The organism is Shewanella oncorhynchi (assembly GCF_030848765.1).
GTDB classification, from domain to species: Bacteria; Pseudomonadota; Gammaproteobacteria; order Enterobacterales; family Shewanellaceae; genus Shewanella; species Shewanella oncorhynchi.
The window spans coordinates 2,544,829-2,568,253 of sequence record NZ_CP132914.1; the positions used below are offsets into that span (position 1 = coordinate 2,544,829).

General features: G+C 44.3%; 27 protein-coding genes and 2 tRNA genes. 15 read left to right on the forward strand and 14 right to left on the reverse strand.

Annotated features, from left to right (window positions below; translation table 11 throughout):
• The first annotated feature begins 60 nt into the window (after positions 1–60).
• Together RA178_RS11460 and RA178_RS11465 are read left to right on the forward strand one after the other, a co-directional pair.
• On the forward strand, positions 61–246 hold the full coding sequence (locus RA178_RS11460) for a CsbD family protein (protein WP_131524760.1): 186 nt from the start codon (positions 61–63) through the stop codon (positions 244–246).
• Positions 247–382: 136 nt separating this feature from the next.
• Positions 383–541, forward strand: coding sequence for a DUF3309 family protein (locus tag RA178_RS11465; protein ID WP_105252508.1), 159 nt, complete (start codon positions 383–385; stop codon positions 539–541).
• A gap of 426 nt (positions 542–967) precedes the next feature.
• On the opposite strand, the gene RA178_RS11470 is transcribed toward RA178_RS11465, so the two are convergent.
• The 4 genes from RA178_RS11470 to RA178_RS11485 form a co-directional block, all read right to left on the reverse strand.
• Positions 968–1,270, reverse strand: coding sequence for an encapsulin-associated ferritin-like protein (locus RA178_RS11470; RefSeq protein WP_219234161.1), 303 nt, complete (start codon positions 1,268–1,270; stop codon positions 968–970).
• Between the two features lie 389 nt (positions 1,271–1,659).
• Positions 1,660–1,736 (reverse strand) — tRNA-Val (locus RA178_RS11475).
• A 37-nt stretch (positions 1,737–1,773) separates the two neighbouring features.
• Positions 1,774–1,850, reverse strand: a tRNA-Val gene (locus RA178_RS11480).
• Positions 1,851–2,100: 250 nt separating this feature from the next.
• Entirely contained in the window at positions 2,101–3,480 is a 1,380-nt protein-coding gene (locus tag RA178_RS11485) for an MATE family efflux transporter (protein ID WP_263166161.1), read from the reverse strand.
• Between the two features lie 33 nt (positions 3,481–3,513).
• On the opposite strand from RA178_RS11485, the gene RA178_RS11490 reads away from it, so the two are divergent.
• Positions 3,514–4,137, forward strand: coding sequence for a riboflavin synthase subunit alpha (locus RA178_RS11490; protein ID WP_263166162.1), 624 nt, complete (start codon positions 3,514–3,516; stop codon positions 4,135–4,137).
• Positions 4,138–4,171: 34 nt separating this feature from the next.
• Here the strand turns inward: RA178_RS11490 and RA178_RS11495 are convergent, their stop codons facing one another.
• Together RA178_RS11495 and RA178_RS11500 are read right to left on the reverse strand one after the other, a co-directional pair.
• Entirely contained in the window at positions 4,172–4,372 is a 201-nt protein-coding gene (locus tag RA178_RS11495) for a CPXCG motif-containing cysteine-rich protein (RefSeq protein WP_028759934.1), read from the reverse strand.
• A gap of 241 nt (positions 4,373–4,613) precedes the next feature.
• On the reverse strand, positions 4,614–4,847 hold the full coding sequence (locus RA178_RS11500) for a hypothetical protein (protein ID WP_263166163.1): 234 nt from the start codon (positions 4,845–4,847) through the stop codon (positions 4,614–4,616).
• 291 nt (positions 4,848–5,138) lie between these two features.
• Between RA178_RS11500 and thrS the strand changes: the two genes are divergently transcribed.
• The 4 genes from thrS to rplT all read left to right on the forward strand — a co-directional run bounded on the left by thrS (position 5,139) and on the right by rplT (position 8,265).
• The gene (gene thrS / locus RA178_RS11505) at positions 5,139–7,067 is read left to right on the forward strand and encodes a threonine--tRNA ligase (protein ID WP_028759936.1); all 1,929 of its coding nucleotides are present in this window, start codon (positions 5,139–5,141) and stop codon (positions 7,065–7,067) included.
• Between the two features lie 3 nt (positions 7,068–7,070).
• Positions 7,071–7,613 carry a translation initiation factor IF-3 gene (infC, locus tag RA178_RS11510; RefSeq protein WP_012089240.1) on the forward strand — a complete coding sequence of 181 codons (543 nt, stop codon included), beginning with the start codon at positions 7,071–7,073 and terminating at the stop codon, positions 7,611–7,613.
• A gap of 84 nt (positions 7,614–7,697) precedes the next feature.
• Positions 7,698–7,892: a 50S ribosomal protein L35 gene (rpmI, locus tag RA178_RS11515; protein WP_006081653.1), complete on the forward strand. Its 195-nt coding sequence runs from the start codon at positions 7,698–7,700 to the stop codon at positions 7,890–7,892.
• Between the two features lie 16 nt (positions 7,893–7,908).
• Positions 7,909–8,265, forward strand: a complete 357-nt coding sequence (gene rplT / locus RA178_RS11520) for a 50S ribosomal protein L20 (protein ID WP_006081652.1) — start codon at positions 7,909–7,911, stop codon at positions 8,263–8,265.
• Positions 8,266–8,529: 264 nt separating this feature from the next.
• On the opposite strand, the gene trxB is transcribed toward rplT, so the two are convergent.
• Entirely contained in the window at positions 8,530–9,483 is a 954-nt protein-coding gene (trxB, locus tag RA178_RS11525; RefSeq protein ID WP_219234163.1) for a thioredoxin-disulfide reductase, read from the reverse strand.
• A gap of 332 nt (positions 9,484–9,815) precedes the next feature.
• A complete protein-coding gene (ald, locus tag RA178_RS11530) occupies positions 9,816–10,931 on the reverse strand; it encodes an alanine dehydrogenase (protein WP_028759938.1) in 1,116 nt (371 codons plus the stop codon).
• Positions 10,932–11,110: 179 nt separating this feature from the next.
• Here ald and lrp point away from each other — a divergent pair, with 179 nt between their 5' ends.
• The 7 genes from lrp to RA178_RS11565 all read left to right on the forward strand — a co-directional run bounded on the left by lrp (position 11,111) and on the right by RA178_RS11565 (position 18,561).
• Positions 11,111–11,617, forward strand: a complete 507-nt coding sequence (lrp, locus tag RA178_RS11535; RefSeq protein ID WP_006081649.1) for a leucine-responsive transcriptional regulator Lrp — start codon at positions 11,111–11,113, stop codon at positions 11,615–11,617.
• 342 nt (positions 11,618–11,959) lie between these two features.
• On the forward strand, positions 11,960–14,725 hold the full coding sequence (locus tag RA178_RS11540) for a DNA translocase FtsK (RefSeq protein ID WP_263177169.1): 2,766 nt from the start codon (positions 11,960–11,962) through the stop codon (positions 14,723–14,725).
• 55 nt (positions 14,726–14,780) lie between these two features.
• Complete coding sequence (lolA, locus tag RA178_RS11545) at positions 14,781–15,407, forward strand: outer membrane lipoprotein periplasmic chaperone LolA (protein ID WP_131525571.1); 627 nt, start codon at positions 14,781–14,783, stop codon at positions 15,405–15,407.
• An 8-nt stretch (positions 15,408–15,415) separates the two neighbouring features.
• A complete protein-coding gene (locus RA178_RS11550; RefSeq protein WP_131525570.1) occupies positions 15,416–16,747 on the forward strand; it encodes a replication-associated recombination protein A in 1,332 nt (443 codons plus the stop codon).
• A complete protein-coding gene (gene crcB / locus RA178_RS11555) occupies positions 16,740–17,114 on the forward strand; it encodes a fluoride efflux transporter CrcB (protein ID WP_028759942.1) in 375 nt (124 codons plus the stop codon). Before RA178_RS11550 ends, crcB begins: the two co-directional genes overlap by 8 nt.
• A gap of 18 nt (positions 17,115–17,132) precedes the next feature.
• Positions 17,133–18,419, forward strand: a complete 1,287-nt coding sequence (gene serS / locus RA178_RS11560) for a serine--tRNA ligase (protein ID WP_028759943.1) — start codon at positions 17,133–17,135, stop codon at positions 18,417–18,419.
• Positions 18,420–18,438: 19 nt separating this feature from the next.
• On the forward strand, positions 18,439–18,561 hold the full coding sequence (locus RA178_RS11565; protein ID WP_028759944.1) for a hypothetical protein: 123 nt from the start codon (positions 18,439–18,441) through the stop codon (positions 18,559–18,561).
• A gap of 99 nt (positions 18,562–18,660) precedes the next feature.
• Here the strand turns inward: RA178_RS11565 and RA178_RS11570 are convergent, their stop codons facing one another.
• The 6 genes from RA178_RS11570 to punR all read right to left on the reverse strand — a co-directional run bounded on the left by RA178_RS11570 (position 18,661) and on the right by punR (position 22,005).
• The gene (locus RA178_RS11570; protein WP_105252498.1) at positions 18,661–18,999 is read right to left on the reverse strand and encodes a TusE/DsrC/DsvC family sulfur relay protein; all 339 of its coding nucleotides are present in this window, start codon (positions 18,997–18,999) and stop codon (positions 18,661–18,663) included.
• A complete protein-coding gene (gene tusB / locus RA178_RS11575; RefSeq protein ID WP_105252497.1) occupies positions 18,993–19,274 on the reverse strand; it encodes a sulfurtransferase complex subunit TusB in 282 nt (93 codons plus the stop codon). The genes RA178_RS11570 and tusB overlap by 7 nt, the downstream gene beginning before the upstream one ends.
• Positions 19,274–19,630, reverse strand: a complete 357-nt coding sequence (gene tusC / locus RA178_RS11580) for a sulfurtransferase complex subunit TusC (RefSeq protein ID WP_028759947.1) — start codon at positions 19,628–19,630, stop codon at positions 19,274–19,276. Before tusC ends, tusB begins: the two co-directional genes overlap by 1 nt.
• 14 nt (positions 19,631–19,644) lie before the next feature.
• Positions 19,645–20,034, reverse strand: coding sequence for a sulfurtransferase complex subunit TusD (gene tusD / locus RA178_RS11585; RefSeq protein WP_028759948.1), 390 nt, complete (start codon positions 20,032–20,034; stop codon positions 19,645–19,647).
• Positions 20,035–20,103: 69 nt separating this feature from the next.
• Positions 20,104–20,763, reverse strand: a complete 660-nt coding sequence (locus RA178_RS11590) for a Bax inhibitor-1/YccA family protein (RefSeq protein WP_263180199.1) — start codon at positions 20,761–20,763, stop codon at positions 20,104–20,106.
• Between the two features lie 339 nt (positions 20,764–21,102).
• Positions 21,103–22,005, reverse strand: coding sequence for a DNA-binding transcriptional activator PunR (gene punR / locus RA178_RS11595; RefSeq protein ID WP_028759950.1), 903 nt, complete (start codon positions 22,003–22,005; stop codon positions 21,103–21,105).
• Between the two features lie 115 nt (positions 22,006–22,120).
• Between punR and punC the strand changes: the two genes are divergently transcribed.
• Entirely contained in the window at positions 22,121–23,392 is a 1,272-nt protein-coding gene (gene punC, locus RA178_RS11600; RefSeq protein WP_173496921.1) for a purine nucleoside transporter PunC, read from the forward strand.
• Positions 23,393–23,425: the final 33 nt, after the last annotated feature.

Here is a 23,425-nt window from a genome sequence, read left to right on the forward strand (position 1 = left end):
GCTGATTGTTAGCGCTCATTATTATTTAGATGTTATATCAACAACAAAAGGAAATTGACCATGAACAAAGACCAGATAGAAGGTTCAATAAAAGACGCAGCAGGCAAAGTGCAGCAAAAAATTGGTGAGATCGTTGGCAACCCGAAACAGCAGATGAAAGGGGTTCAGAAACAGATAAAAGGTAAAACTCAAAAAGCAATTGGTAATGTAAAAGAAGCGGCTAAGGATGCCGACAAACACAGTTGATGTCAGCGGCTTTTACAATTAAGTAAGCACCTTAAGCATAAAGTTTGGCAGCTTAATGTGGGTATTTAAAAGGATCTTAGTCATATTGATTAAGATTTCTAGTTCGAGTTATATCCATAATGTCTAGGAGACTCTCATGAGTATAGGAACAATATTATTAGTGGTTTTGATTCTGATGCTGATCGGTGTGGCTCCGACTTGGCCACACAGTAAGAGCTGGGGGTACGGCCCGAGCGGTGGATTAGGTTTGGTAGTATTGATCCTCGTTATACTCCTTCTACTCGGTAAAATTTGAGTGATAAAGCCTAAGTCATGTATGACCTCAATATTGAGTCGTCATTTCTAATTGCCGTAGGTAGCTAAAAATAGTGAGTGATGTTTTTAGTCGTTTAAAAATGGCTGACATCGCTCGTTTTTCTTGCACGGCAGTGCTCGCCATACTGAGATTGAAAGGTCCTGTACGCCTAAGATTTACACGCGAGATATGGTTTACACGCAAGATATTTCGTTAAGGTAGCATTAGGTGAAGTCCTTCACGCTAAAAATGAAAGTCACTAAGTCCGAAGCATTACAGTTTGCACGCTAGTATTCAGCAAGGTTGTATGAGCTGAGCTAAATGGTGCAATAACACATACAGAGGTTTGTATTATAAGAACGGCAGCTTAGTGACTAAAGGCGTTTGCTCACGAAAATGGCTTACTCAAACAGCCAGATTGAATACTTATTTGTGAACAATAGCTGTGTGAGCAACAGGCGTATCTGTAAAAAGGTAATGTTTTAGCTGTTTATCAAAGCTCGGATCTTGTCTCCTTATCCATTCTTGTAGCATTGCAGCATGTTCTTTTTCTTCATCTCGATTATGTATGAGTATCTCTCTCAACTCATTATTTTTGCACGCATCAACTCTTTGGTTATACCAGTCTATTGCTTCAAGCTCTTCCATCAGTGATGTAAGTGCACGGTGCATGTCCTTGGTTTTATCTGTGAGTTCAGTAATGGGTTCATGATAACCTTCATTCGACATTGGGATTTCCTCGCTAAATGCAGATAGGATCGCTCACTATTGAGCGGTGATGATAATTGCAGATGATTGTTTGAACGCTATTTTCAACGAACAGACTTTGAATGCATTATTCTGTGATCTTAACCTTCGAGTGTCTGTTCGATGCCGTACTTAGTCAGAAATTTTTAGGTCGCTCGTTTAAAAGGATTGGAGAGGGCGCAGAAATACCACTGCGAATATTTGATTTAGCACAGGATATTACTTTGGATTTTGAACTTTGAGATATTTGGGAATGAATTTTAAATCAAAAGATAAAGGCAGTGAAAACCATAAACACCTGCTTTAAAAGGCAGATTAATTGTATTTAGCTTGATAAGCAGAGGGGGATTAATGAAATACATAATAAGAAATGGTACACCCGAGTGGACTCGAACCACCGACCCCTACCATGTCAAGGTAGTGCTCTAACCAACTGAGCTACGGGTGCACTGTTTGAATTTCAAATTTAGACTCTTTGAAGAGAGTGGTACACCCGAGTGGACTCGAACCACCGACCCCTACCATGTCAAGGTAGTGCTCTAACCAACTGAGCTACGGGTGCATCGCAAAATTTAACAAGCTATTCAAAAGCGTTGCGCCTTGGAACGAGCGCTATATTAGGGGCATAGCGCAGGGCTGGCAAGCAAAAAAAACAAATTTGTCGTCAAATGGTGAATTGCTGTGCAACTTGCCCAGTGTTTCAACAACGCCGCTGATAAAACCGCAATTTCTTATTCGCTTTACTTCAGAGAATGCATCGAAATCAAACTGATAAACCAAAAGGCGAGCACTGTCGCTCGCCATTAATGCAATCAATGGTGAACACTGTCACCTTCAATAAGGCTCAAATGCACGCCATGCTTTTGGATGTAACGCAGACGAATGAAAAATAACAGCGCTGCTGAGGTCAAGCCCGCAATCAATCCTGCCCAGAATCCATGGGCGCCCATCGCGGGAACGATATGGTCCGTATAAGCTAAGGTATAACCGAGTGACATACCAATCCCCCAGTAGGAAAACAGCGTGATATAAAAGGCGCTGCGTGTATCTTTATAACCGCGAAGAGCACCCGCTGCGACCACTTGAACTGAATCAGATAATTGATACAGGGCTGCCATCAACATCAAGCTGCCGGCTAAGGCAACCACTTCAGGATCACCATTATAAAGTTTCGCAATTTGGAATCTAAATAAGACGGTCAAAACCGCTGTCGTTAGAGCAAGGGATAGTGCCAGCCATAAGCCCACTTTAGTGACCACCGCGGAAATATCAGCGCGATCACGTCCTAAGTAATAACCAATCCGAATCGATACCGCGATACCGATAGATAACGGCAGCATAAATACGATGGCAGAAAAGTTGAGCGCAATCTGGTGACTTGCGACCACTGTTGCGCCAAGTGGCGCGAGTAATAGCGCTATGATGGCAAATAAACTCACTTCAAAAAACAGCGCCATTGCTATCGGCATGCCGAGTTTGGTCATTTTCTTCATAGTTTCAAAGTCTGGACGATGAAATTTACTGAAGGGAGCTAAAGCCGCGAATTTTTTATGTAACTGCATGTAAATGGTCATGGCAACTAGCATGGCCCAGAATACGAGAGCAGTGGCGATACCACAGCCTGCGCCGCCCATGGCCGGTACGCCAAAGTGTCCATAAATAAAAATATAGTTAGCGGGGATATTTACGGCTAGACCGACAAAACCAATGACCATGGTCGGTAAGGTATAGGATATACCTTCACTGCAGCCACGTAGCACTTGATAAAGCACAAATGCGGGTGCGCCCCATAAAATACCGTCGAGATATCCTATGGTTAAGCGGTATAATTCGGGTTCTAAATCCATATGGCTAAGCACAAAGGGCGCAGATGCGAGGAAAACCATCACGCCAATGCCGCCAATGATGGCAAGATAGGCACCTTGAAAGGCCAAAGGTTGGATGGCTTTTTGATTATTCGCTCCATTGTAGTGGGCAAATAAAGGCGTAAAAGCCATCAGTAAACCTTGGACGAACAGAATAGCGGGTAACCAAAGGCTAGTGCCGACCGCAACAGCGGCCATATCAACCGCGCTAACACGGCCCGCCATAACGGTATCAATAAAGCCCATCATGGTCTGAGTGACCTGAGCTATCAGTACTGGCAGCGCCAATTGGATTAAACGTTTGGCTTGATAGCCTGAATTATTCATAAATACAGCCTTTAACGATTAAGCGAGCAGAAAATGTTTACAGGTATAGTTCAAGCCACCTGCGAGGTGGTTGCAATACATAAGAAAGATGGCCTAAATACCCTTGAGGTAGCGTTCGAACCTGATTTGCATGAGGGACTTGCGATTGGTGCAAGTGTGGCAAATAACGGGGTATGTCTTACTGTGACTCAGGTAGTCGATGATAGGGTATTTTTCGACGTAGTGGAAGAGACCTTGCGACTGACGAATCTGGCTAATTTGTCTATAGGTCAAAGCGTTAATGTTGAGCGCTCGTTAACTTTTGGTAGTGAGATTGGTGGCCACATTCTCTCTGGCCATATTCATACCAAGGCTAAAATCGTTGATATTAGCCATACAGAACAGCATTATGATCTGACACTGGGCATTGAGCCTAAATGGATGGATTACATTTTTTATAAAGGTTTTGTTGGCGTTAACGGCTGCAGCTTAACGGTAGGCGAGGTGAGTGACTCCGGCTTTAAGTTGCACTTAATTCCTGAAACTTTAAAACTGACCAATTTAAGTCAGTATAAAGTGGGTGATGAACTCAATATTGAGATCGACAGCCAAACACAAATTATCGTCGACACAGTCGAGCGCGTGCTGGCCAGGCGTTTTAACGAACAAGCACGTTAGTTTTGTGACATCGCAGCGTGTAGTGCAATCTCGTTTAATAGATTTGCTCGTCGTCTGAATCGATATACAGCTCAACCGTTCGTCTCGATTCATCGATGTGTAAGCGTAAGTGAATCGGATTACAACAAATTCGGCAGTCATCGTAATAATCTTGGTCTCCACAGCTGGCATCGATACTGATATCTTGATGGTGCCCGCAGTGGGGACAAGCAATAACTTTGTTCATGACTCTCATGGTGCAACTCCTTATCGCCAATAGAGCGAATCGCTCTGCTCAATCAACGCATCTCATACTTCGTACGCTTATATTGTCTGCGCTTTGTCGATATTCGAAACCTGAGTGCGCTTTATGTGCTTCCTATTTGAGTATACAGCAGAGTGCAGTGCACTGACTTAGATGAAGTCGGTCTCAAAACGCAGCATGATAGACCTTCTGGTTAAATATTTTCTTGTTGGATCATTATCTCTTCTAAAAACTAGTCCTTTACCGTCACTAACCCCTCCATTTCACTGCTGTGTAACACGCCATCGCGGGCATCTTGGGTAATATCCAGCGTTAAACGCTGCATCTGTTGCTCAAGTTCACTTTTAATATCAATGAGTAACACTTGAGTATCAATCAAAGATTTGCTTGTGATTTTCACCTGCGGCTCAGGTAAAGCGGTTGCAGTGTGCGTGAGTGTTACGGCCAGTAGAATGCAGTTCAACATATCAACTCCCTTGTCATGTTTTCAGTGATGCCCAATAAACTGGCGCTAGAATAGGGGAGTTAGATGACCAAGAAGTTACCAAGACACTGCAAAATCATGAATTTGCTTTTTGTTTCCAATCCCAATTCTGGTCAATATGCTTGCGCCTTTTAGCTACAATCCCTTAGAATAAACGCCCTGCTACGCAAGGCGGCTAAGACTCCTGTACTGTCTTAACCTAGCGAGCATTTCTCTTACATTAACTAAAACCAAGTGGCCCTACGTGTGGGTCACCACTGGAAAGGACATTTCATGCCTGTAATTACACTTCCCGATGGTAGCAAACGCGAGTTTGCTCATGCTGTATCGACCCTCGATGTTGCCGCCGATATTGGCCCTGGTTTAGCGAAAGCTTGTATCGCTGGCCGCGTTAATGGCGAATTAAAAGATGCTTGCGATCTCATTGAAACCGATGCTGAGCTATCAATCATTACCGCCAAAGACGAAGAAGGTGTTGAAATTCTTCGCCATTCTTGCGCGCATTTATTAGGTCACGCGATTAAGCAAATGTGGCCAGAAACCAAGATGGCGATTGGTCCTGTTATCGATAATGGCTTCTACTATGATATCGACCTTGAGCACAAGTTGACTCAAGATGACATCGACGCATTAGAAAAGCGTATGCTTCAACTGGCAAAAACCAACTATGACGTAGTAAAACGTGTCGTTAGTTGGCAAGAAGCCCGTGATACATTCGCTGCGCGCGGTGAAGATTATAAGATTGCCATTCTGGATGAGAACATCAGCAAAGACGCGACGCCTGCGCTGTATCATCACGAAGAATACACTGACATGTGTCGTGGACCGCACGTACCTAACATGCGTTTCTGCCAGCATTTTAAATTAATGAGCATTGCCGGCGCTTATTGGCGTGGCAACTCAGAAAACAAGATGTTGCAACGTATCTATGGTACCGCTTGGGCCGACAAAAAAGCCTTGAGCACACACTTAACCCGTCTTGAAGAAGCGGCTAAGCGTGACCACCGTAAAATCGGTAAGCAGCTCGACTTGTATCACATGCAAGAAGAAGCACCGGGTATGGTGTTTTGGCATAACGACGGTTGGAGCATCTTCCTCGAATTAGAAAGATTCATTCGCCGTAAGCTAAACCAATACACTTACCAAGAAGTGAAAGGCCCATTAATGATGGACCGCGTGTTGTGGGAACGTTCTGGTCACTGGGATAAATACTCAGAAGCCATGTTCACGACCAGCAGCGAAAACCGCGAATACGCCATCAAACCAATGAACTGCCCAGGCCACGTGCAGATCTTCAACCAAGGGTTGAAATCTTACCGTGATCTGCCATTGCGTATGGCTGAATTTGGTTGCTGTCACCGTAATGAACCTTCAGGCTCGTTACATGGATTAATGCGTGTACGTGGTTTTACGCAAGACGACGCCCATATTTTCTGTACTGACAGCCAAGTTCAAGAAGAAGTGAGTGCCTGTATCCAGATGGTTTACGATACTTACGCCACCTTCGGCTTTGAAAATATCGTAGTAAAACTGTCTACTCGCCCAGAGAAACGTATCGGTGACGATGCGATGTGGGACAGAGCGGAAGAAGCACTTAAGCAAGCTCTGCGTGCCAATAATATTGAATTCACTATTTTGCCAGGCGAAGGCGCGTTCTACGGACCAAAAATCGAATTTACTTTACACGATTGTTTGGACCGAGCGTGGCAATGTGGTACTGTGCAGCTCGATTATGCGTTGCCAAGCCGTCTTGGTGCAACTTACGTTGCCGAAGATAACAGCCGTCAGACCCCTGTGATGATCCATCGTGCTATTTTAGGCTCTTTGGAACGATTCTTGGGTATCTTGATAGAAGAATATGCAGGACGTTTCCCAACTTGGTTAGCCCCAATGCAAGTTGTCGTGATGAATATCACCGATAAACAGGCTGATTATGTTGAAGAAGTCGTAAAATTCTTCAAAGAACAAGGTATTCGAGCGTCTTTTGACTTGAGGAATGAGAAAATAGGCTTTAAAATACGCGAGCACACCTTAAGGCGTGTCCCTTATTTGTTGGTCGTTGGCGATCAAGAAATGGAAAATAAGGAAGTAGCGGTGCGTACCCGTGATGGTATCGATTTAGGTAAGATGCGACTTGAAGATTTCGCCACTAAAATCCATCAACAGATTTCGCTCCGTAGTCTCAAATTGTTGGAGGAATAGGTCATAAAGATCAAAAAAACAGCAGGGCGTCAGCCGGCCCCTAATAGAATCAATGAAGAAATCACAGGTGTACCAGAAGTACGCTTAACAGGCATTGATGGTGAAGCTATTGGTGTGGTAAGCATCAGAGATGCTCAGAATTTGGCAGATGAAGCAGGTGTAGACCTAGTAGAAATCAGCCCAAATGCTGAACCTCCAGTATGTCGCATTATGGACTACGGTAAGTTCCTTTTTGATAAGGCTAAGTCAGCCAAGGAACAAAAGAAGAAGCAAAAGCAGGTTCAGGTCAAGGAAATTAAATTCCGTCCTGGAACTGACGAAAACGACTATCAGGTAAAACTACGCAACCTGATACGTTTTCTGGAAGACGGGGACAAAGCGAAGATTACGCTTCGTTTCCGAGGTCGCGAAATGGCACACCAAAACCTAGGTATGGATCTATTGAACCGTATCAAGGCTGATTTGGACGAGTATGCGGTTGTTGAATCTTTCCCGAAAATGGAAGGCCGACAAGCAATTATGGTGCTAGCGCCTAAAAAGAAATAAGTAGGGCAAAACTTAAAGTAGCAAAGGTCTATGGCCTTTGCTCGCCTTGCTTTTTATTAAACATCCCAATGCGGAGTTTTAGAAATGCCTAAAATGAAAACAGACAAGGGTGTAGCGAAGCGTTTTAAGAAAACCGCTAATGGTTTCAAGCGCAAGCAAGCACACTTACGTCACATTTTGACGAAAAAAAGCACTAAACGTAAACGTCACTTACGTGCCAAATGTTTAGTATCAAAAGCTGACGTTCCAGCAATCGCGCGTCAATTACCTTACGCTTAATTTAGGAGATTAGAAAATGCCAAGAGTTAAGCGTGGTGTAACCGCTCGTGCTCGTCACAAGAAAGTTTTAAAACTAGCTAAAGGTTATTATGGCGCTCGTAGCCGTACTTACCGTGTTGCTGTTCAAGCAGTAACTAAAGCTGGTCAATATGCTTACCGTGACCGTCGTCAGAAAAAACGTCAATTCCGTCAACTTTGGATTGCACGTATTAATGCTGCCGCTCGTCAAAATGGTCTGTCTTACAGCCGTTTCATCAACGGTCTGAAAAAGGCGTCTATCGAAATCGATCGTAAGATTTTGGCTGACATCGCTGTATTCGACAAAGTTGTATTTGCAACTTTAGTTGAAAAAGCAAAAGAAGCGTTAAACTAAGAAATTAGTTTGTTGCTGTAGAGAAGGGACCATTTGGTCCCTTTTTTTGTGCGCCATTTTTGACTTAACCTAATGATGTTATTTACCTAAACACTTATAAGCGCCCATCTAACTGGTACAAGATTAAGAATCGTGAAGGAAAGACACGTGCGCGCGTGAACAGTACTTACTGGTAAGCCCGCAAAAATTTTTGCTATTGCTTAACGATTTTGACCTAAAAAAATAGCAGGCTTAGCCTGCTATTCGTTGAAAAATCGAGTCTAGTTACTTTTTAGCATCTAAATAACGCTCTGCATCGAGTGCGGCCATACAGCCTGTACCGGCAGAAGTAATAGCTTGACGATAATGTTGGTCCATCACATCACCACAGGCATAAACACCTTCGATACTGGTTTGCGTGGCGTTACCTTGCAAGCCACTCTGAACTTTTAAATAACCGTGGTTCATTTCCAACTGGCCTTCAAAAATACCGGTATTAGGGCTGTGACCAATAGCGACGAACACGCCAGCAACGGATAAGTCAGTGATCGAGCCATCTTTAGTGCTCTTCATCTTTAGACCTGTCACACCCATGGCATCACCAACCACTTCATCCATGGTTTGATCTAAGTGAAGGATGATGTTGCCATTGGCGACTTTGTCCATCAGACGGTCGATCAAGATTTTTTCTGAGCGGAAGGTGTCACGGCGATGGATGAGGTGAACTTCAGCAGCAATATTGCTTAAATATAATGCTTCTTCAACGGCGGTATTGCCGCCACCGATCACAGCGACTTTTTGATTGCGATAGAAGAAGCCATCACAGGTTGCACAGGCTGATACACCGCGACCTTTGAAAGCTTCTTCTGACTCTAACCCTAAGTAACGGGCAGAAGCGCCAGTTGCGATGATCAGCGCATCACAGGTGTACTCGCCGTTATCGCCTTTCAGACGGAAAGGGCGCTCGGTAAGGGTTACTTCGTTGATATGATCGAACAAGATTTCAGTATCGAACTTTTCAGCATGCTTCTGCATACGTTCCATCAAGGCCGGACCTGTTAAGTCGTCCGCATCGCCTGGCCAGTTTTCAACTTCAGTCGTCGTGGTTAATTGACCACCTTGTTGCATACCTGTGATCATCACAGGTTTTAAATTCGCACGCGCAGCATAAACGGCTGCGGTATATCCTGCTGGGCCTGAACCCAAAATCAATAAGTTACAATGTCTGACCTGGCTCATTTTTATCTCCGTGCCTTTAGCAAATTGCAAGGATTGTAGGGAATTTACCTGTGGGGGTAAAGTGTTGGAGGGCGATTCTTTTAGATTGCACTAATCGAGTCCATCCGTTTTGGTATGGAGAGTGTCAGTTTTACTTTACTGTGAATAAATAGCTTAAGTGTGAACCACGAAATGAAGCACGGGATGAGCTTGTATAAATATGATGGTACGATCGTAGTGGAGCCTATTTCTACCCAATAAAAAATCGGCCTCAATTGTATCGAGACCGATTTGAATTACATACTAAGTAAAGCTAGCTCAAATCCACATAAAAAGTTAAGTTAATTAAAAACTTATACTAATAGTGTCGCAGGAGATGTGAACGCTAAGTTTAGGGCGTGAGCCACTTCCTTACACACCACTTTACCGTGCATGACGTTTAAGCCATTAAGAAAATGCTTGTCTTGCAACAGCGCTTCTTTATAGCCTAAATTTGCTAACTTGAGAATGTACGGTAAGGTTGCATTATTAAGCGCAAATGTTGAAGTACGAGCGACCGCACCAGGCATATTTGCAACACAGTAATGCACAACATCATCAACGATATAGGTAGGATCTTGGTGAGTAGTGGCATGTGAAGTTTCAACACAACCGCCTTGATCGATCGCCACGTCAACGATAGCGCTGCCAGGCTTCATACGTGAAATCATGCTACGAGTAACCAATTTGGGCGCCGCAGCACCTGGAATTAGTACACCACCGATCACAAGATCGGCCTCAATAACATGACGTTCAATTGCATCCGCAGTTGAGTAAATGGCTTTTACAGCAGAACCGAATTGCACATTTAAACGACGTAGAGCATCAATACTGCGATCAAGCACAACAACATCAGCACCCATACCAACTGCCACTTGTGCTGCATTAGTACCAACCATACCGCCGCCAATAATGACGACTTTAGCAGGCTCAACCCCCGGTACGCCGCCCAATAACATACCGCGGCCACCAGAAGATTTCTCTAATGCCATAGCGCCAGCTTGGATTGACATACGACCAGCGACTTCAGACATAGGAGCAAGCAAAGGCAGGCCACCACGATCGTCTGTCACAGTTTCGTAAGCGATACATACGGCACCACTTTTGATTAAATCTTCAGTTTGCGGTAAATCTGGAGCAAGATGCAGATAAGTAAATAAAATCTGATCGTGACGCAACATAGCGCGTTCAACTGCTTGAGGCTCTTTTACTTTTACAATCATCTGCGCTTTAGCAAAAACTTCAGCAGCAGTCGCTAAAATTGTGGCGCCAGCATCAATATAATCTTGATCTGAAAAACCAATACCTATGCCTGCATTTGTTTCAACAAAAACGTCGTGACCTTTGATCGCCAACTCGCGAACACTAGAAGGAACCATACCGACACGATATTCGTGGTTTTTAATTTCCTTGGGAACACCAATAATCATCTTTGAGCCTCAATTGCCTGAAATCCCACTTTTAATGGGCATAATTGTTATTTTATCGTGACCTGAACGTGATTAATTCAGGGATATCTAGTATAGTATCGGCGACGCAGTTTATGCTGCTGAACTTTCGGCATACGTAGAATAAAATGTTGTTTTAGTGATAAAGCAAGGTTAAATAAATGGCATATAATAAAAAGAGTCCTGTAAAAGACTTGGATCGCATCGATCGCAACATTCTTAATGAACTACAACTTGATGGCCGCATTTCAAATGTGGAATTGTCAAAAAGAGTCGGACTAAGTCCAACTCCGTGTTTAGAAAGAGTAAAACGTCTCGAAAAGCAAGGTTACATCAATGGCTATACCGCATTGGTGAATCCTCATTTCTTGGGTGCATCCCTACTGGTATTCGTGGAAATCACATTAAGCCGTGATACTCCCGAAGTGTTTGATAAGTTTAACCGCGCAGTGCAACTACTCGATGATATTCAAGAATGTCATCTGGTTTCAGGCGATTTTGACTACTTACTGAAAACTCGTGTTTCAGATATGTCGGCTTATCGTCGCTTGTTAGGTGAAACTTTATTGAAATTACCTTCTGTTTCCGACACGCGTACTTATGTTGTGATGGAAGAAGTTAAGCACACCAGTCGTGTAGCGATAAATCATCTACTCTCAGATATCTAAATTACCCTGATTGTTTGGTTTTACAATAAGGGGCTTAGGCCCCTTATTTATCAGTAACGTCGATATATCCATCTCATTTAACGCTTATTGCTATTAGCCTTGTATTGCCCTTAAGTTTGCTAACTTAGGGGCTTCTTTTTGTGGCATTTTTAAACAAATTTGTTAACGGAAGTGTTTGTGTAATAACTCATTCCTCCCTAAAAGCACACTAAAACACCTCAATAGACTAAATTTTGCCAATCATGACCAATTCTGTATAGAAAAACAGGCTAATGTGCTCCACATTTAATGGGATTCTGGTATCGTTAGCCCACCTGTTTTCACTTTTATGGATTACGTCGTTTGTCTCAAGGAAATAGTGTACGCACGCTCACTGGCCTGCAACGTCTGCTGGAAGGCGGACTCATCATTTGTTGTGTTCTCGCCACTTATATTTTGCTCGCATTGACGAGTTTTAGTCCGTCTGATCCTGGTTGGAGTCAGTCGCATTTTCAAGGCGATATTAAAAACTGGACCGGAGCAGTAGGGGCTTGGATTGCCGATATTCTGTTATATTTCTTCGGCGTTACGGCTTATATCATGCCAATCATTGTCGCATCGACAGGTTGGTTATTGTTCAAACGTGCCCATCATTTACTTGAAATTGATTACTTTTCAGTGGCCCTGAGATTGATTGGATTTTTACTGATCATTCTAGGATTTTCTGCTTTGGCGAGTATGAATGCCAACAACATCTACGAGTTTTCGGCAGGCGGAGTGGCGGGTGATGTCATAGGCCAAGCCATGTTGCCGTATTTTAATAAACTCGGCACTACCTTATTACTGCTGTGTTTCTTGGGCTCAGGCTTTACGCTGTTGACTGGGATTAGCTGGCTGACTGTGGTCGAGAAAATCGGCTTAGTCTCTATTTGGATTTATAAAAAGTTAAAATTATTGCCGCAAGCGATGAAGCGTGAGCATGAAACCGAGGATACCCGTGGTTTTATGTCCGTGGTGGATAAATTTAAACAGCGCCGTGAATCCCAGTACGTGCTAGAAAAGCCCCCCATAGTTGAAAAGCCTAAGGTGCGTGAGCGTCATATTGGTCGTAGAGCTGAGATAACCCCAACGCTATATGCTGCCACTGATGATACGGTCATTGAACCAGAAGGTATTATTACTGAAACTGAGAATAATTCGTCGCCCAAAAACAAACTATCGGCGCTTGCAAAAATTCTGAGCTTGAATGGCAGCAAAAGTAAGAGCGTACAACGGGTTGAGCCACAAATCGATAATGATGATTTGGCCGCCCATGGCAATTTTGAAGCGCCACCTTGGTTAGCTGAACCTCAGCATTCAAATGCCGATGAGCAAGATAGTGCCGATTTTAATTCGCATTCATTCGATCATGATGACAATGAGCCAGTGTTTAGCAGTCAAGCATTTACAGAAGATGAAGACGATGAAAATCTAGGTTTTAGCGATGATGACGTCATTGATTTTGATACCAAAGTGTCAACAGGTGCAGTGAATCAAGCGCAGCGTAATAAGCAAGATCAAAAAGCTAAAATTGTCGATGGCATTGTGGTGTTGCCAGGACAAGAAGACAAACCCGCGCCGAAAAAACCGATGGATCCTCTGCCGAGCATTAACTTGCTCGACATACCTGATCGTAAGAAGAATCCGATCAGCCCAGAGGAATTGGATCAAGTCGCTCGCCTTGTTGAGCTTAAATTGGCCGATTTCAACATCATCGCCAATGTAGTGGGTGTGTATCCAGGTCCTGTGATCACACGCTTTGAATTAGAATTAGCGCCGGGCGTTAAAGCGTCAAAAATCTCTAATCTATCAAAGGATTTAGCTCGTTCATTACTGGCTGAAAGTGTGCGTGTGGTTGAAGTTATTCCGGGCAAGGCTTATGTCGGACTCGAATTGCCCAATAAATTCCGCGAAACCGTGTTTATGCGCGATGTGTTAGATTGTGCCGCCTTTACTGAGAGTAAATCCAACTTAACTATGGTGTTAGGCCAAGATATTGCTGGTGACCCCGTTGTTGTTGATCTTGGTAAAATGCCACATTTATTGGTAGCCGGTACTACAGGCTCTGGTAAGTCTGTGGGTGTAAACGTGATGATCACCAGCTTACTGTATAAGTCTGGCCCAGAAGATGTACGCTTTATCATGATCGACCCCAAAATGTTGGAATTGTCTGTCTATGAAGGTATTCCGCATTTGCTATGTGAGGTCGTTACCGACATGAAAGAAGCTGCCAATGCGCTGCGTTGGTGTGTCGGCGAGATGGAACGTCGCTATAAGCTGATGTCTATGATGGGCGTACGTAATATCAAGGGCTATAACGCTAAAATTGCCGAGGCTAAGGCCAATGGCGAAGTGATTTTAGATCCTATGTGGAAGTCTTCTGACAGCATGGAGCCAGAAGCGCCTGCGTTAGATAAGCTCCCATCGATTGTTGTCGTGGTCGATGAATTTGCTGACATGATGATGATTGTTGGTAAAAAAGTTGAAGAGTTGATTGCCCGTATCGCGCAAAAGGCCCGGGCGGCAGGGATACATTTGATCCTGGCAACCCAAAGACCGTCAGTGGATGTGATCACAGGTTTGATTAAGGCCAACATTCCCACACGTATGGCGTTCCAAGTGTCATCGCGTATCGATTCGCGCACCATTTTAGATCAACAGGGTGCCGAAACCTTGCTTGGTATGGGTGACATGTTATTTTTGCCACCGGGTACAGCGGTACCGAATCGTGTTCATGGTGCGTTCGTTGATGATCATGAAGTTCACCGTGTCGTTGCCGACTGGTGCGCCCGTGGCAAACCGCAATATATCGAAGAAATCCTCAACGGTGCCAGTGATGGTGAACAAGTATTATTGCCTGGTGAAACCGCTGAATCAGACGAAGAATACGATCCGTTATACGATGAAGCAGTTGCCTTTGTGACTGAAACTCGTCGCGGCTCGATTTCAAGCGTACAGCGTAAATTTAAGATTGGTTATAACCGTGCAGCCCGCATTATTGAACAAATGGAAGCACAAGGTATTGTTTCTGCTCAAGGCCACAACGGTAACCGTGAAGTCTTAGCGCCGCCAGCACCAAAACATTATTAAGCCGCGCTAAGGCGTAGCTTTGATACACCCAAGGGTTTACAGGGTAAGGAATAAAATGAAAAAACGATTATGCGCTGTGTTGTTAGCTTCACCTTTGCTATTTAGCGCGGCTGTGTTTGCCGATGATGCGCAGCAGCTCAGGGAAAAATTGATTGGTACCGCGTCACTAAAAGCCGATTTCAAACAAACCGTAACAGATGTCAATAAAAAGGTTATTCAAACAGGGTCTGGCATTTTTGCCTTAGCGTATCCGAATCAATTTTATTGGCATTTAACCCAGCCCGATGAATCGCAGATTGTTGCTGATGGTAAAGATTTGTGGATCTACAATCCTTTCGCCGAAGAGGTGGTCATCATGGATTTTGCTGAAGCAATCAATGCATCTCCCATCGCATTGCTCGTCCACCGCGACGATGCGACTTGGTCACAGTATTCAGTGTCCAAGAAACAAGATTGCTATGAGATCAAACCTAAGGCGATTGATTCGGGCATATTGTCCGTCAATGTGTGTTTCAAAAATACCCAGTTAGTCAACTTTAATGTTGCCGATGATAAAGGTAATTTAAGCCTGTTTGATTTAAGCAATCAGCAAGCCATCACAAATAAAGACAAAGCCTTGTTCACCTTTGTGATCCCAGACAGCGTCGATGTTGATGATCAACGTCGTAAAGCAGCGCATTAGGCTATCGCGTGAGCAGTTTATCGTTTAATTTTGCACCCGATTTTCGTCCCTTGGCCGCGCGCATGCGGCCAAGAACGATTGGCGAGTACATAGGTCAAGCCCATTTACTGGGTGAGGGCCAACCACTACGCAAAGCATTGGAAGCTGGGCGCGCCCATTCCATGATGTTGTGGGGACCGCCGGGCACAGGTAAAACAACCTTAGCTGAATTAATCGCACATTATTCAAATGCTCACGTTGAGCGCATTTCCGCGGTCACCTCTGGCGTTAAGGACATTCGCGCCGCGATTGAGCAAGCAAAAGCAGTTGCAGAATCTCGTGGCCAACGTACTCTATTGTTTGTCGATGAAGTCCACCGATTTAATAAGAGTCAGCAGGATGCCTTTCTGCCATTTATTGAAGATGGCACAGTGATCTTTATCGGCGCGACCACAGAAAATCCGTCTTTTGAAATCAATAATGCCTTACTCTCGCGGGCAAGGGTCTATCTTATCAAGCGCTTAAGCCATGATGAAATCGCCCATATAGTGACTCAAGCCTTAAACGATAACGAGCGCGGTTTAGGCCTACGACGATTTGTAATGCCAACCGATGTGCTCACCACATTGGCACAACTTTGTGATGGTGATGCCCGTAAAGCGTTAAATCTTATTGAGTTGATGAGTGATATGCTCATCGACGGTGGCACCTTTACCACTGAAATGTTAATTCAAGTGGCGGGGCACCAAGTTGCTGGTTTTGATAAGAACGGTGATCAGTTTTACGATTTAATCTCGGCTGTACATAAATCCATTCGCGGATCAGCACCCGATGCCGCGTTGTATTGGTTTTGTCGAATATTAGAAGGCGGTGGCGATCCGCTTTACGTGGCAAGGCGCTTACTGGCGATTGCCTCTGAAGATGTGGGCAATGCCGATCCTGCGGCGATGACAATCGCACTGAATGCCTGGGATTGTTTTCACCGTGTTGGCCCCGCCGAAGGTGAGAGAGCAATAGCACAAGCCATTGTTTATCTTGCCAGTGCGCCTAAGAGCAACGCTGTGTATACCGCATTTAAGGCGGCGCGTGCGTTAGCTCGCGAAACAGGGCAAGTCGAAGTGCCGCACCATTTACGCAATGCACCGACTCAGTTAATGAAAGACATCGGCATGGGAGCTGGGTATCGATATGCCCACGATGAAGCCAATGCCTATGCCAGTGGTGAAAATTATTTCCCCGAATCCCTGCAAACAGCACAGTTTTATTTTCCGACTGAGCGAGGGTTTGAGAAGCGGATCAAAGATAAATTGGCGCAATTAGCCCAGTTAGATCAAGCCAGTGAGAACAAAAGATATGACTAACATCTTATTAGTGGCTTTCGGCGGGTCAATTGGAGCAGTTTTACGCTATCTTATTTCAATATTCATGATCCAAGTATTTGGCAGCAGTTTTCCTTTTGGTACACTGTTGGTTAATGTTATAGGTTCATTTTTTATGGGCGTAATTTACGCTCTGGGGCAAATGAGTCATATCAGCCCTGAACTCAAAGCGCTTATAGGTATCGGTCTATTAGGTGCTTTGACAACGTTTTCGACTTTCTCTAATGAAACCTTGTTGCTGATGCAAGAAGGGGATTGGCTGAAGGCGATTTTGAATGTGGTGTTGAATCTAAGTCTATGTTTATTCATGGTGTACTTAGGTCAACAACTGGTTTTTTCTCGCATTTAACTATTAAGAATATATCACATGTTAGATCCTAAATTTTTGCGCAACGAATTAGAAGTTACCGCTGAGCGACTGGCTACCCGTGGCTTTATTTTAGACATAGCTCATCTCATTCAATTAGAAGAAAAGCGTAAGTCACTGCAAGTGGCTACCGAAGAATTACAAGCGTCGCGTAATGCCATCTCCAAATCCATTGGCCAAGCTAAAGCCCGTGGTGAAGATGTTGACGCGATCATGGCGCAAGTGGGCGATTTAGGTTCACAGTTGGATGCCAAAAAGATTGAACTGGCCGCTGTACTTGAAGAAGTCAATGCCATTGCCATGTCTATGCCTAACCTGCCTGATGAATCAGTACCAATGGGTGCCGATGAAACAGAGAACGTTGAAGTGAGACGTTGGGGTACGCCACGCACTTTTGATTTCCCGATTAAAGATCATATCGATTTAGGTGAAGGCTTAAACGGCTTAGATTTTAAAAATGCCGTTAAAATTACTGGCTCACGTTTCATCGTGATGAAAGGCCAAGTCGCCCGCTTAAACCGCGCCATTGGTCAGTTCATGTTGGACTTACATACCACAGAGCACGGTTATACCGAAGCCTATGTGCCATTACTGGTAAACGAGGCAAGCTTACTCGGCACAGGCCAGCTACCTAAGTTTGGTGAAGACTTATTCCACACTAAACCTGCGACTGAAGAAGGCCAAGGCTTGAGCCTTATCCCAACCGCAGAAGTGCCATTAACTAACTTAGTTCGCGATAGCATTGTTGATGAAGACGAGCTGCCAATAAAGTTAACTGCGCATACTGCATGTTTCCGCAGCGAAGCGGGCTCATACGGCAAAGATACCCGTGGTCTGATCCGTCAGCACCAATTCGATAAAGTTGAAATGGTGCAAATTGTTAAGCCTGAAGATTCAATGGCGGCACTTGAAGCGCTGACAGGTCATGCTGAAACTGTATTGCAGCGCTTAGGTTTACCGTATCGAACAGTGATTTTATGTACTGGCGATATGGGCTTTGGCTCAAGCAAAACCTACGATATCGAAGTCTGGTTACCAGCACAAAATACCTATCGTGAGATTTCTTCTTGCTCAAACATGAAGGATTTCCAAGCCCGTCGTATGCAAGCGCGTTACCGTGTGAAAGCAGACAATAAGCCTGCGCTATTGCATACGTTAAACGGCTCAGGTTTAGCTGTAGGTCGTACTTTAGTGGCTATTTTAGAAAACTATCAAAATGCTGATGGCAGTATCACAGTCCCTGAAGTTCTGCGTCCTTACATGGGCGGTTTGACTCAAATAGGCTAATGGAACACAAAATAATACTATGGATAAAGGCCAGCGCTATCTCCGTTGGCTTTCCTATACCGCTGTGATTGCAGTATTTTTTGCTGTAATGCTCGCCACCGTAGGCAAAGCCATCTGGGTTGTGTTAGAAAACGTCAAATAACCCTATCAACTTTGTTCAAGTAAAAAGAAAGGCATGTTTCCCAAGGGAACATGCCTTTTTGTTTGTGTCATGTTTACGTGATGACTTAACCCTATGCCATTAAATACACTTAGCTGGTTTGGGCAGGCCCGCGATTTTCGTTGCTTGTTTCGCAGGTCCAATCGGGAATAGGGTATATAAGTATTTTGAATTGCCTTTGTCTGGTCCTAAGGCTTGGCCAATGGCTTTAACTAATACTCGGATAGCAGGGCTCGTTTTATATTCGAGATAGAAATCTCGAACAAAGTTAATCACTTCCCAATGGGCTGGCGTAAGTACAATTTGCTCTTCTGCCGCTAACAACAGGGCCATATCGGGTTGCCAATCGTTAAGATTTTTTAAATAACCTTGATGGTCACGGGCGATTTCTGCGCCATTAAATTGCAATGGATTTACCACGTTATCACCTTGTCATGGAGTAATGATTGAGCCACAAACTCATTGTAATCGATAAGCATCACGTTCTTTAAACGTTCGGATAGGCCACGTGCGACAACATCGTCTTTTAAGACCATCAACTTGAAGGGCGATAATGCCATTGCCCACTGGCGCAGCAGTAACGCGTTAACGCCATCGCTCGATAATAAAATTGCATCTTCCTTACAGGCGTAACGTAAACAAAGTTTCAGCGCGCTATCTCGACTGGGAGATGTTTGAATATGATGTAAAATCATTAGAATACTAAGACCTCATCCACTTGGTTTAAATGGGCTGCGATGGCTTCATCGTTGACCACTGTCACTGGGATCGACAGTAAGCCATGGCTTAAGCCGTAATCGGCTAAGGATTGCTTACAGACAAATACAGAGCCAATATCATACAGCGGCAGTGCTTTAAAGGTGGAGATGTAATCTTTAGCACCAATAAGCTCAGGCTGTTGATCTTTAATCAAATGCAACACACCTTCATCAACAAACACTAAACTCACTTCTTGTTCGAAGCTAGCGCTAAGCAGGGCAAGATCTAAACCTTCGCGGCCACGAACAGTACCATGTGGCGAGCAGCGAAATAGAATACACAATTTTTTCATAGTAGCCCTGAGAGTTAAAAACTGATCAAACGATCGGCCGATTCAATACCTGTGATTAGCTCACCTAAACCGCCCATGATAAATGACTCGCCCACATTCCAGTGGCTTAGGCCATTCTCGCTGGCATCTTGCTGACTCACAATGCCACGACGTAGCGCTGCAGAAACGCAATTGACTAACGGGACCTGATGGGATTGCGCCAGCTGTTTCCAGTCACTGATCACATCATTTTCATCGGAGGCGGGTAAGCTTAAATCTGTGGAGTTATACACGCCATCTTGATAAAAAAACACACAGATAATCTGATGCCCAGCTAAAAGTGCAGCTTGGGAGAAGCGTAAGGCGTTAACACTCGCCGACGTGCCATAAGCGGGCCCGTTCACTTGGATAATAAATTTGCTCATTTAAAATAAAAATGGCCCTAAAAGTAGGGCCATTCTAACGCAAGTTAAGCTAAAAATCGCTAACTAGGATTAGTCATCGTTGCCTATGCCCATCAGGTGCAACAGCGCGATGAAGAGGTTTAAGAAGTCTAGGTATAACGAGATAGTCGCGCGAATGTAGTTAGTTTCGCCGCCATTGACGATACGGCTAGTATCAAACAGGATAAAACCTGTCATCAGTAACGCCAAGCCCGCGTTAATTGCCATAAAGGCAACACTGTTACCCATAAAAATATTAATCACAGCGGCGGCGATCACCACAAGCAAGCCGGCGAACAAGAATCCACGTAGGAAAGAGAAATCTTTCTTAGTGGTCACTGCATAGGCTGATAACGCAACGAAAATCACTGACGTTAACCCCAGTGCTTGCATGATCAGCTGTGGACCGTTTGCCATACCCGCGTAGTGATTGAGCATGTAGCCCAGTGAAGCACCTTCCATACCCGTAAAGGCAAACACCCAGAAGATACCCGCTGCAGACTCGGCTTTACGTAAAGTGACAAACAACAGTACTAGGCCACCAATCGATAAACCAATGGAGACTAATGGACTGATATTTAATGCCATTGCCAAACCCGCACACAGGGCAGAGAAGGCCAATGTCATCGATAACAGCATATAAGTGTTTTTAAGAAGTTTGTTCACTTCCAGTGTTGACGCACTCGTCGAATATAAGGTTTCTTGGGTCATGTTGATCTCCGTTGACACATTTCCAAACTGATCATTTTGATTTTTTACGGCACACTAAGTTCCCGTAAAATCCTAAAATGAACTTAACTGGTGCAATGATACCGTACATGAGATACGGGTGAAAGTCATAGAACCATGAATAACAAATTGTTAATCTTCAAAATTTTACTCAATTATTTATTTCAAATTTAACTGCAAAGCATAAAAAATAAGATTCTTGTATCTGCGTCTTCATCCACTATGAAGGTAAAGACTTAGTCTGTACATAAGCAGACGGTACACAATCACACTCAACGCTGATTTCAATGACTAGATCAACATATTGAGTTTAAACCAAGCTTAAGCCAGCCACTCTTTGTGCAATTTTTCAGTATCGCCAAGATATTCCAGCACCCAAGCGAGCGCAGGCGACATCTTGTCAGCATTCCAGGCCAAGCAACAAGGGCTTGTCTGCTTTGGATTTTCCAGTTGTTTTTCAACGAGCGCACCCGCCTTAATAAACACGCTCGCTAAATGCACTGGCATATAACCGACGCCTAAACCTTCACGGAAACAGTTAATGGCACGGATCCAATCAGGTACGACTAACCTGCGTTGATTCTCTAGTAACCAAGTCATACGTTTTGGAATTTCCCGAGAGGTATCTTCTAAACAAATCGAAGGAAAAGGGCGCAGCTCATCGTCACTTAATGGGCGGTCAATACTGGCCAAGGGATGATTTTTACTAACAAGAAACGCCCACTCAATATCCCCCATGTCTTTATATTGGTAAACACCACCGACTGGAATTGCGGTTGTCGCACCAATAGCAATATCACTGCGACCCGTGGCGAGCGCTTCCCAAACCCCGTTAAAGACCTCAATGCGAATAATTAATTCAATATCATGGAAGTGTCGATAAAAGTCAGCAATTAATACGCTGATCCTGTCGGCACGGACGATATTATCAAGGGCTATGGACAAGGTGGGTTGCCAACCATTTGCCACGCGCTGAGTGCCACGTTTCATCTCGTCCATCTGCGTGAGCAAGGTTCTGGCTTGCTTCACAAAATGTTCACCCGCTGGTGTTAACGTTACGCTGCGATGATGCCGTTCAAAAAGAATGACGCCGAGTTCTTCTTCTATTTGCTTGACCGCGTAGCTCACGGCAGAGGGCACTTTATGTAGCCGATTCGCCGCCGCGGTGAAACTACCTACACGAGCCACAATATCAATGAGTTCTAGCGCTTGTTCTGAGAGCATAGCTGACGTCCGTTCCAATGAAAATAATTGATAGCACAAGTCAAAAATAAACGTTTCCAATAAATTTAACAAGTCTTTAGACTGCACACTTTAGTCAATCTGACACGATTATTTTATGAAAACGTCTAGTAACACCTTTGTAAACATAAAGTTCTTTATGTTTCTATTCTATTTAGCCATGTTGAGCATGCTTGGCTTTATTGCCACTGACATGTATTTGCCTGCTTTCAAAGCAATTGAAGGCTCATTTGACAGCACACCATCACAGGTGGCGATGTCATTGACCTGTTTCCTTGCGGGTCTTGCCTTAGGTCAGCTGCTTTACGGCCCGTTAGTCAATAAAATCGGCAAACGTTGGGCACTGATCTTTGGCCTTGTTTTATTTGCCATTGCTAGCGTGTTTATTGCCAACAGTGATTCTATATTAATGCTCAATACCGCGCGCTTCTTCCAAGCCATTGGCGCCTGTAGTGCAGGGGTTATTTGGCAAGCTATTGTGGTTGAACAATATGATGCCGATAAAGCACAAGGTATTTTCAGCAACATTATGCCATTGGTCGCATTATCGCCTGCATTAGCACCGATCCTTGGCGCTTATATTCTGAACGAATTAGGCTGGCGTGCAATCTTTATCTCCTTGTGTGTTATCGCTTTTCTGCTGGTATTGATGACCTTGTACTTTGTTCCAGGCAAGAGTCAACATAAACACAGTGAACATGTTGCTGTATCTTATGGGCAAATTTTGAAAAACACCCGCTATTTAGGCAACGTCGTGATCTTCGGTGCCTGTTCCGGTGCTTTCTTTGCCTACTTAACTGTGTGGCCGATTGTGATGGAAATGCACGGTTATCAAGCGACTGAAATTGGGTTAAGTTTTATCCCGCAAACCATCATGTTTATTGTCGGTGGTTATGCGAGTAAGTTACTGATAAAACGCATTGGCGGGCATCAAACACTCAATATCTTGTTGTCGGTTTTCGCAGCCTGCGTTATTTCGATCATCATGTTCACGCTGATTTATCCCGCGAGCACGATTTTCCCACTGCTTATTTCGTTCTCGATTTTAGCGGCGGCCAATGGTGCAATTTATCCAATAGTCGTGAACAGCGCGCTACAGCAGTTTAGTCAGAATGCCGCTAAGGCCGCAGGATTACAGAACTTCTTACAGATCAGCATTGCCTTTGGTGCATCAAGCTTAGTCGCTATGTGGGCAAGTCTTGGTGAAGTGGCGATTGGTTGGGGTATCCTATGTTGCGCTATTTTAGTTGTGGCCGGCTATATACTTAAGAGTCAACAAGAGTGGGGCGACTTTGCCAAACATTTCACTAAGCCAGATCCCGCACGGGTAGGCATAATGTCCGATGTGAAGCAAAATCCAGCGGATTGAGTGTAATAGCAACAATTGGCGCATAATTGAGAG

Bases quoted from the DNA above. Each gene is read 5' to 3' on its own strand.
- RA178_RS11460 (WP_131524760.1), top strand. From the start codon at position 61: ATGAACAAAGACCAGATAGAAGGTTCAATAAAAGACGCAGCAGGCAAA.
- RA178_RS11465 (WP_105252508.1), top strand. From the start codon at position 383: ATGAGTATAGGAACAATATTATTAGTGGTTTTGATTCTGATGCTGATC.
- RA178_RS11470 (WP_219234161.1), bottom strand. From the start codon at position 1,270: ATGTCGAATGAAGGTTATCATGAACCCATTACTGAACTCACAGATAAA.
- RA178_RS11485 (WP_263166161.1), bottom strand. From the start codon at position 3,480: ATGAATAATTCAGGCTATCAAGCCAAACGTTTAATCCAATTGGCGCTG.
- RA178_RS11490 (WP_263166162.1), top strand. From the start codon at position 3,514: ATGTTTACAGGTATAGTTCAAGCCACCTGCGAGGTGGTTGCAATACAT.
- RA178_RS11495 (WP_028759934.1), bottom strand. From the start codon at position 4,372: ATGAGAGTCATGAACAAAGTTATTGCTTGTCCCCACTGCGGGCACCAT.
- RA178_RS11500 (WP_263166163.1), bottom strand. From the start codon at position 4,847: ATGTTGAACTGCATTCTACTGGCCGTAACACTCACGCACACTGCAACC.
- thrS (WP_028759936.1), top strand. From the start codon at position 5,139: ATGCCTGTAATTACACTTCCCGATGGTAGCAAACGCGAGTTTGCTCAT.
- rpmI (WP_006081653.1), top strand. From the start codon at position 7,698: ATGCCTAAAATGAAAACAGACAAGGGTGTAGCGAAGCGTTTTAAGAAA.
- rplT (WP_006081652.1), top strand. From the start codon at position 7,909: ATGCCAAGAGTTAAGCGTGGTGTAACCGCTCGTGCTCGTCACAAGAAA.
- trxB (WP_219234163.1), bottom strand. From the start codon at position 9,483: ATGAGCCAGGTCAGACATTGTAACTTATTGATTTTGGGTTCAGGCCCA.
- ald (WP_028759938.1), bottom strand. From the start codon at position 10,931: ATGATTATTGGTGTTCCCAAGGAAATTAAAAACCACGAATATCGTGTC.
- lrp (WP_006081649.1), top strand. From the start codon at position 11,111: ATGGCATATAATAAAAAGAGTCCTGTAAAAGACTTGGATCGCATCGAT.
- lolA (WP_131525571.1), top strand. From the start codon at position 14,781: ATGAAAAAACGATTATGCGCTGTGTTGTTAGCTTCACCTTTGCTATTT.
- crcB (WP_028759942.1), top strand. From the start codon at position 16,740: ATGACTAACATCTTATTAGTGGCTTTCGGCGGGTCAATTGGAGCAGTT.
- serS (WP_028759943.1), top strand. From the start codon at position 17,133: ATGTTAGATCCTAAATTTTTGCGCAACGAATTAGAAGTTACCGCTGAG.
- RA178_RS11565 (WP_028759944.1), top strand. From the start codon at position 18,439: ATGGATAAAGGCCAGCGCTATCTCCGTTGGCTTTCCTATACCGCTGTG.
- tusB (WP_105252497.1), bottom strand. From the start codon at position 19,274: ATGATTTTACATCATATTCAAACATCTCCCAGTCGAGATAGCGCGCTG.
- tusC (WP_028759947.1), bottom strand. From the start codon at position 19,630: ATGAAAAAATTGTGTATTCTATTTCGCTGCTCGCCACATGGTACTGTT.
- tusD (WP_028759948.1), bottom strand. From the start codon at position 20,034: ATGAGCAAATTTATTATCCAAGTGAACGGGCCCGCTTATGGCACGTCG.
- RA178_RS11590 (WP_263180199.1), bottom strand. From the start codon at position 20,763: ATGACCCAAGAAACCTTATATTCGACGAGTGCGTCAACACTGGAAGTG.
- punR (WP_028759950.1), bottom strand. From the start codon at position 22,005: ATGCTCTCAGAACAAGCGCTAGAACTCATTGATATTGTGGCTCGTGTA.
- punC (WP_173496921.1), top strand. From the start codon at position 22,121: ATGAAAACGTCTAGTAACACCTTTGTAAACATAAAGTTCTTTATGTTT.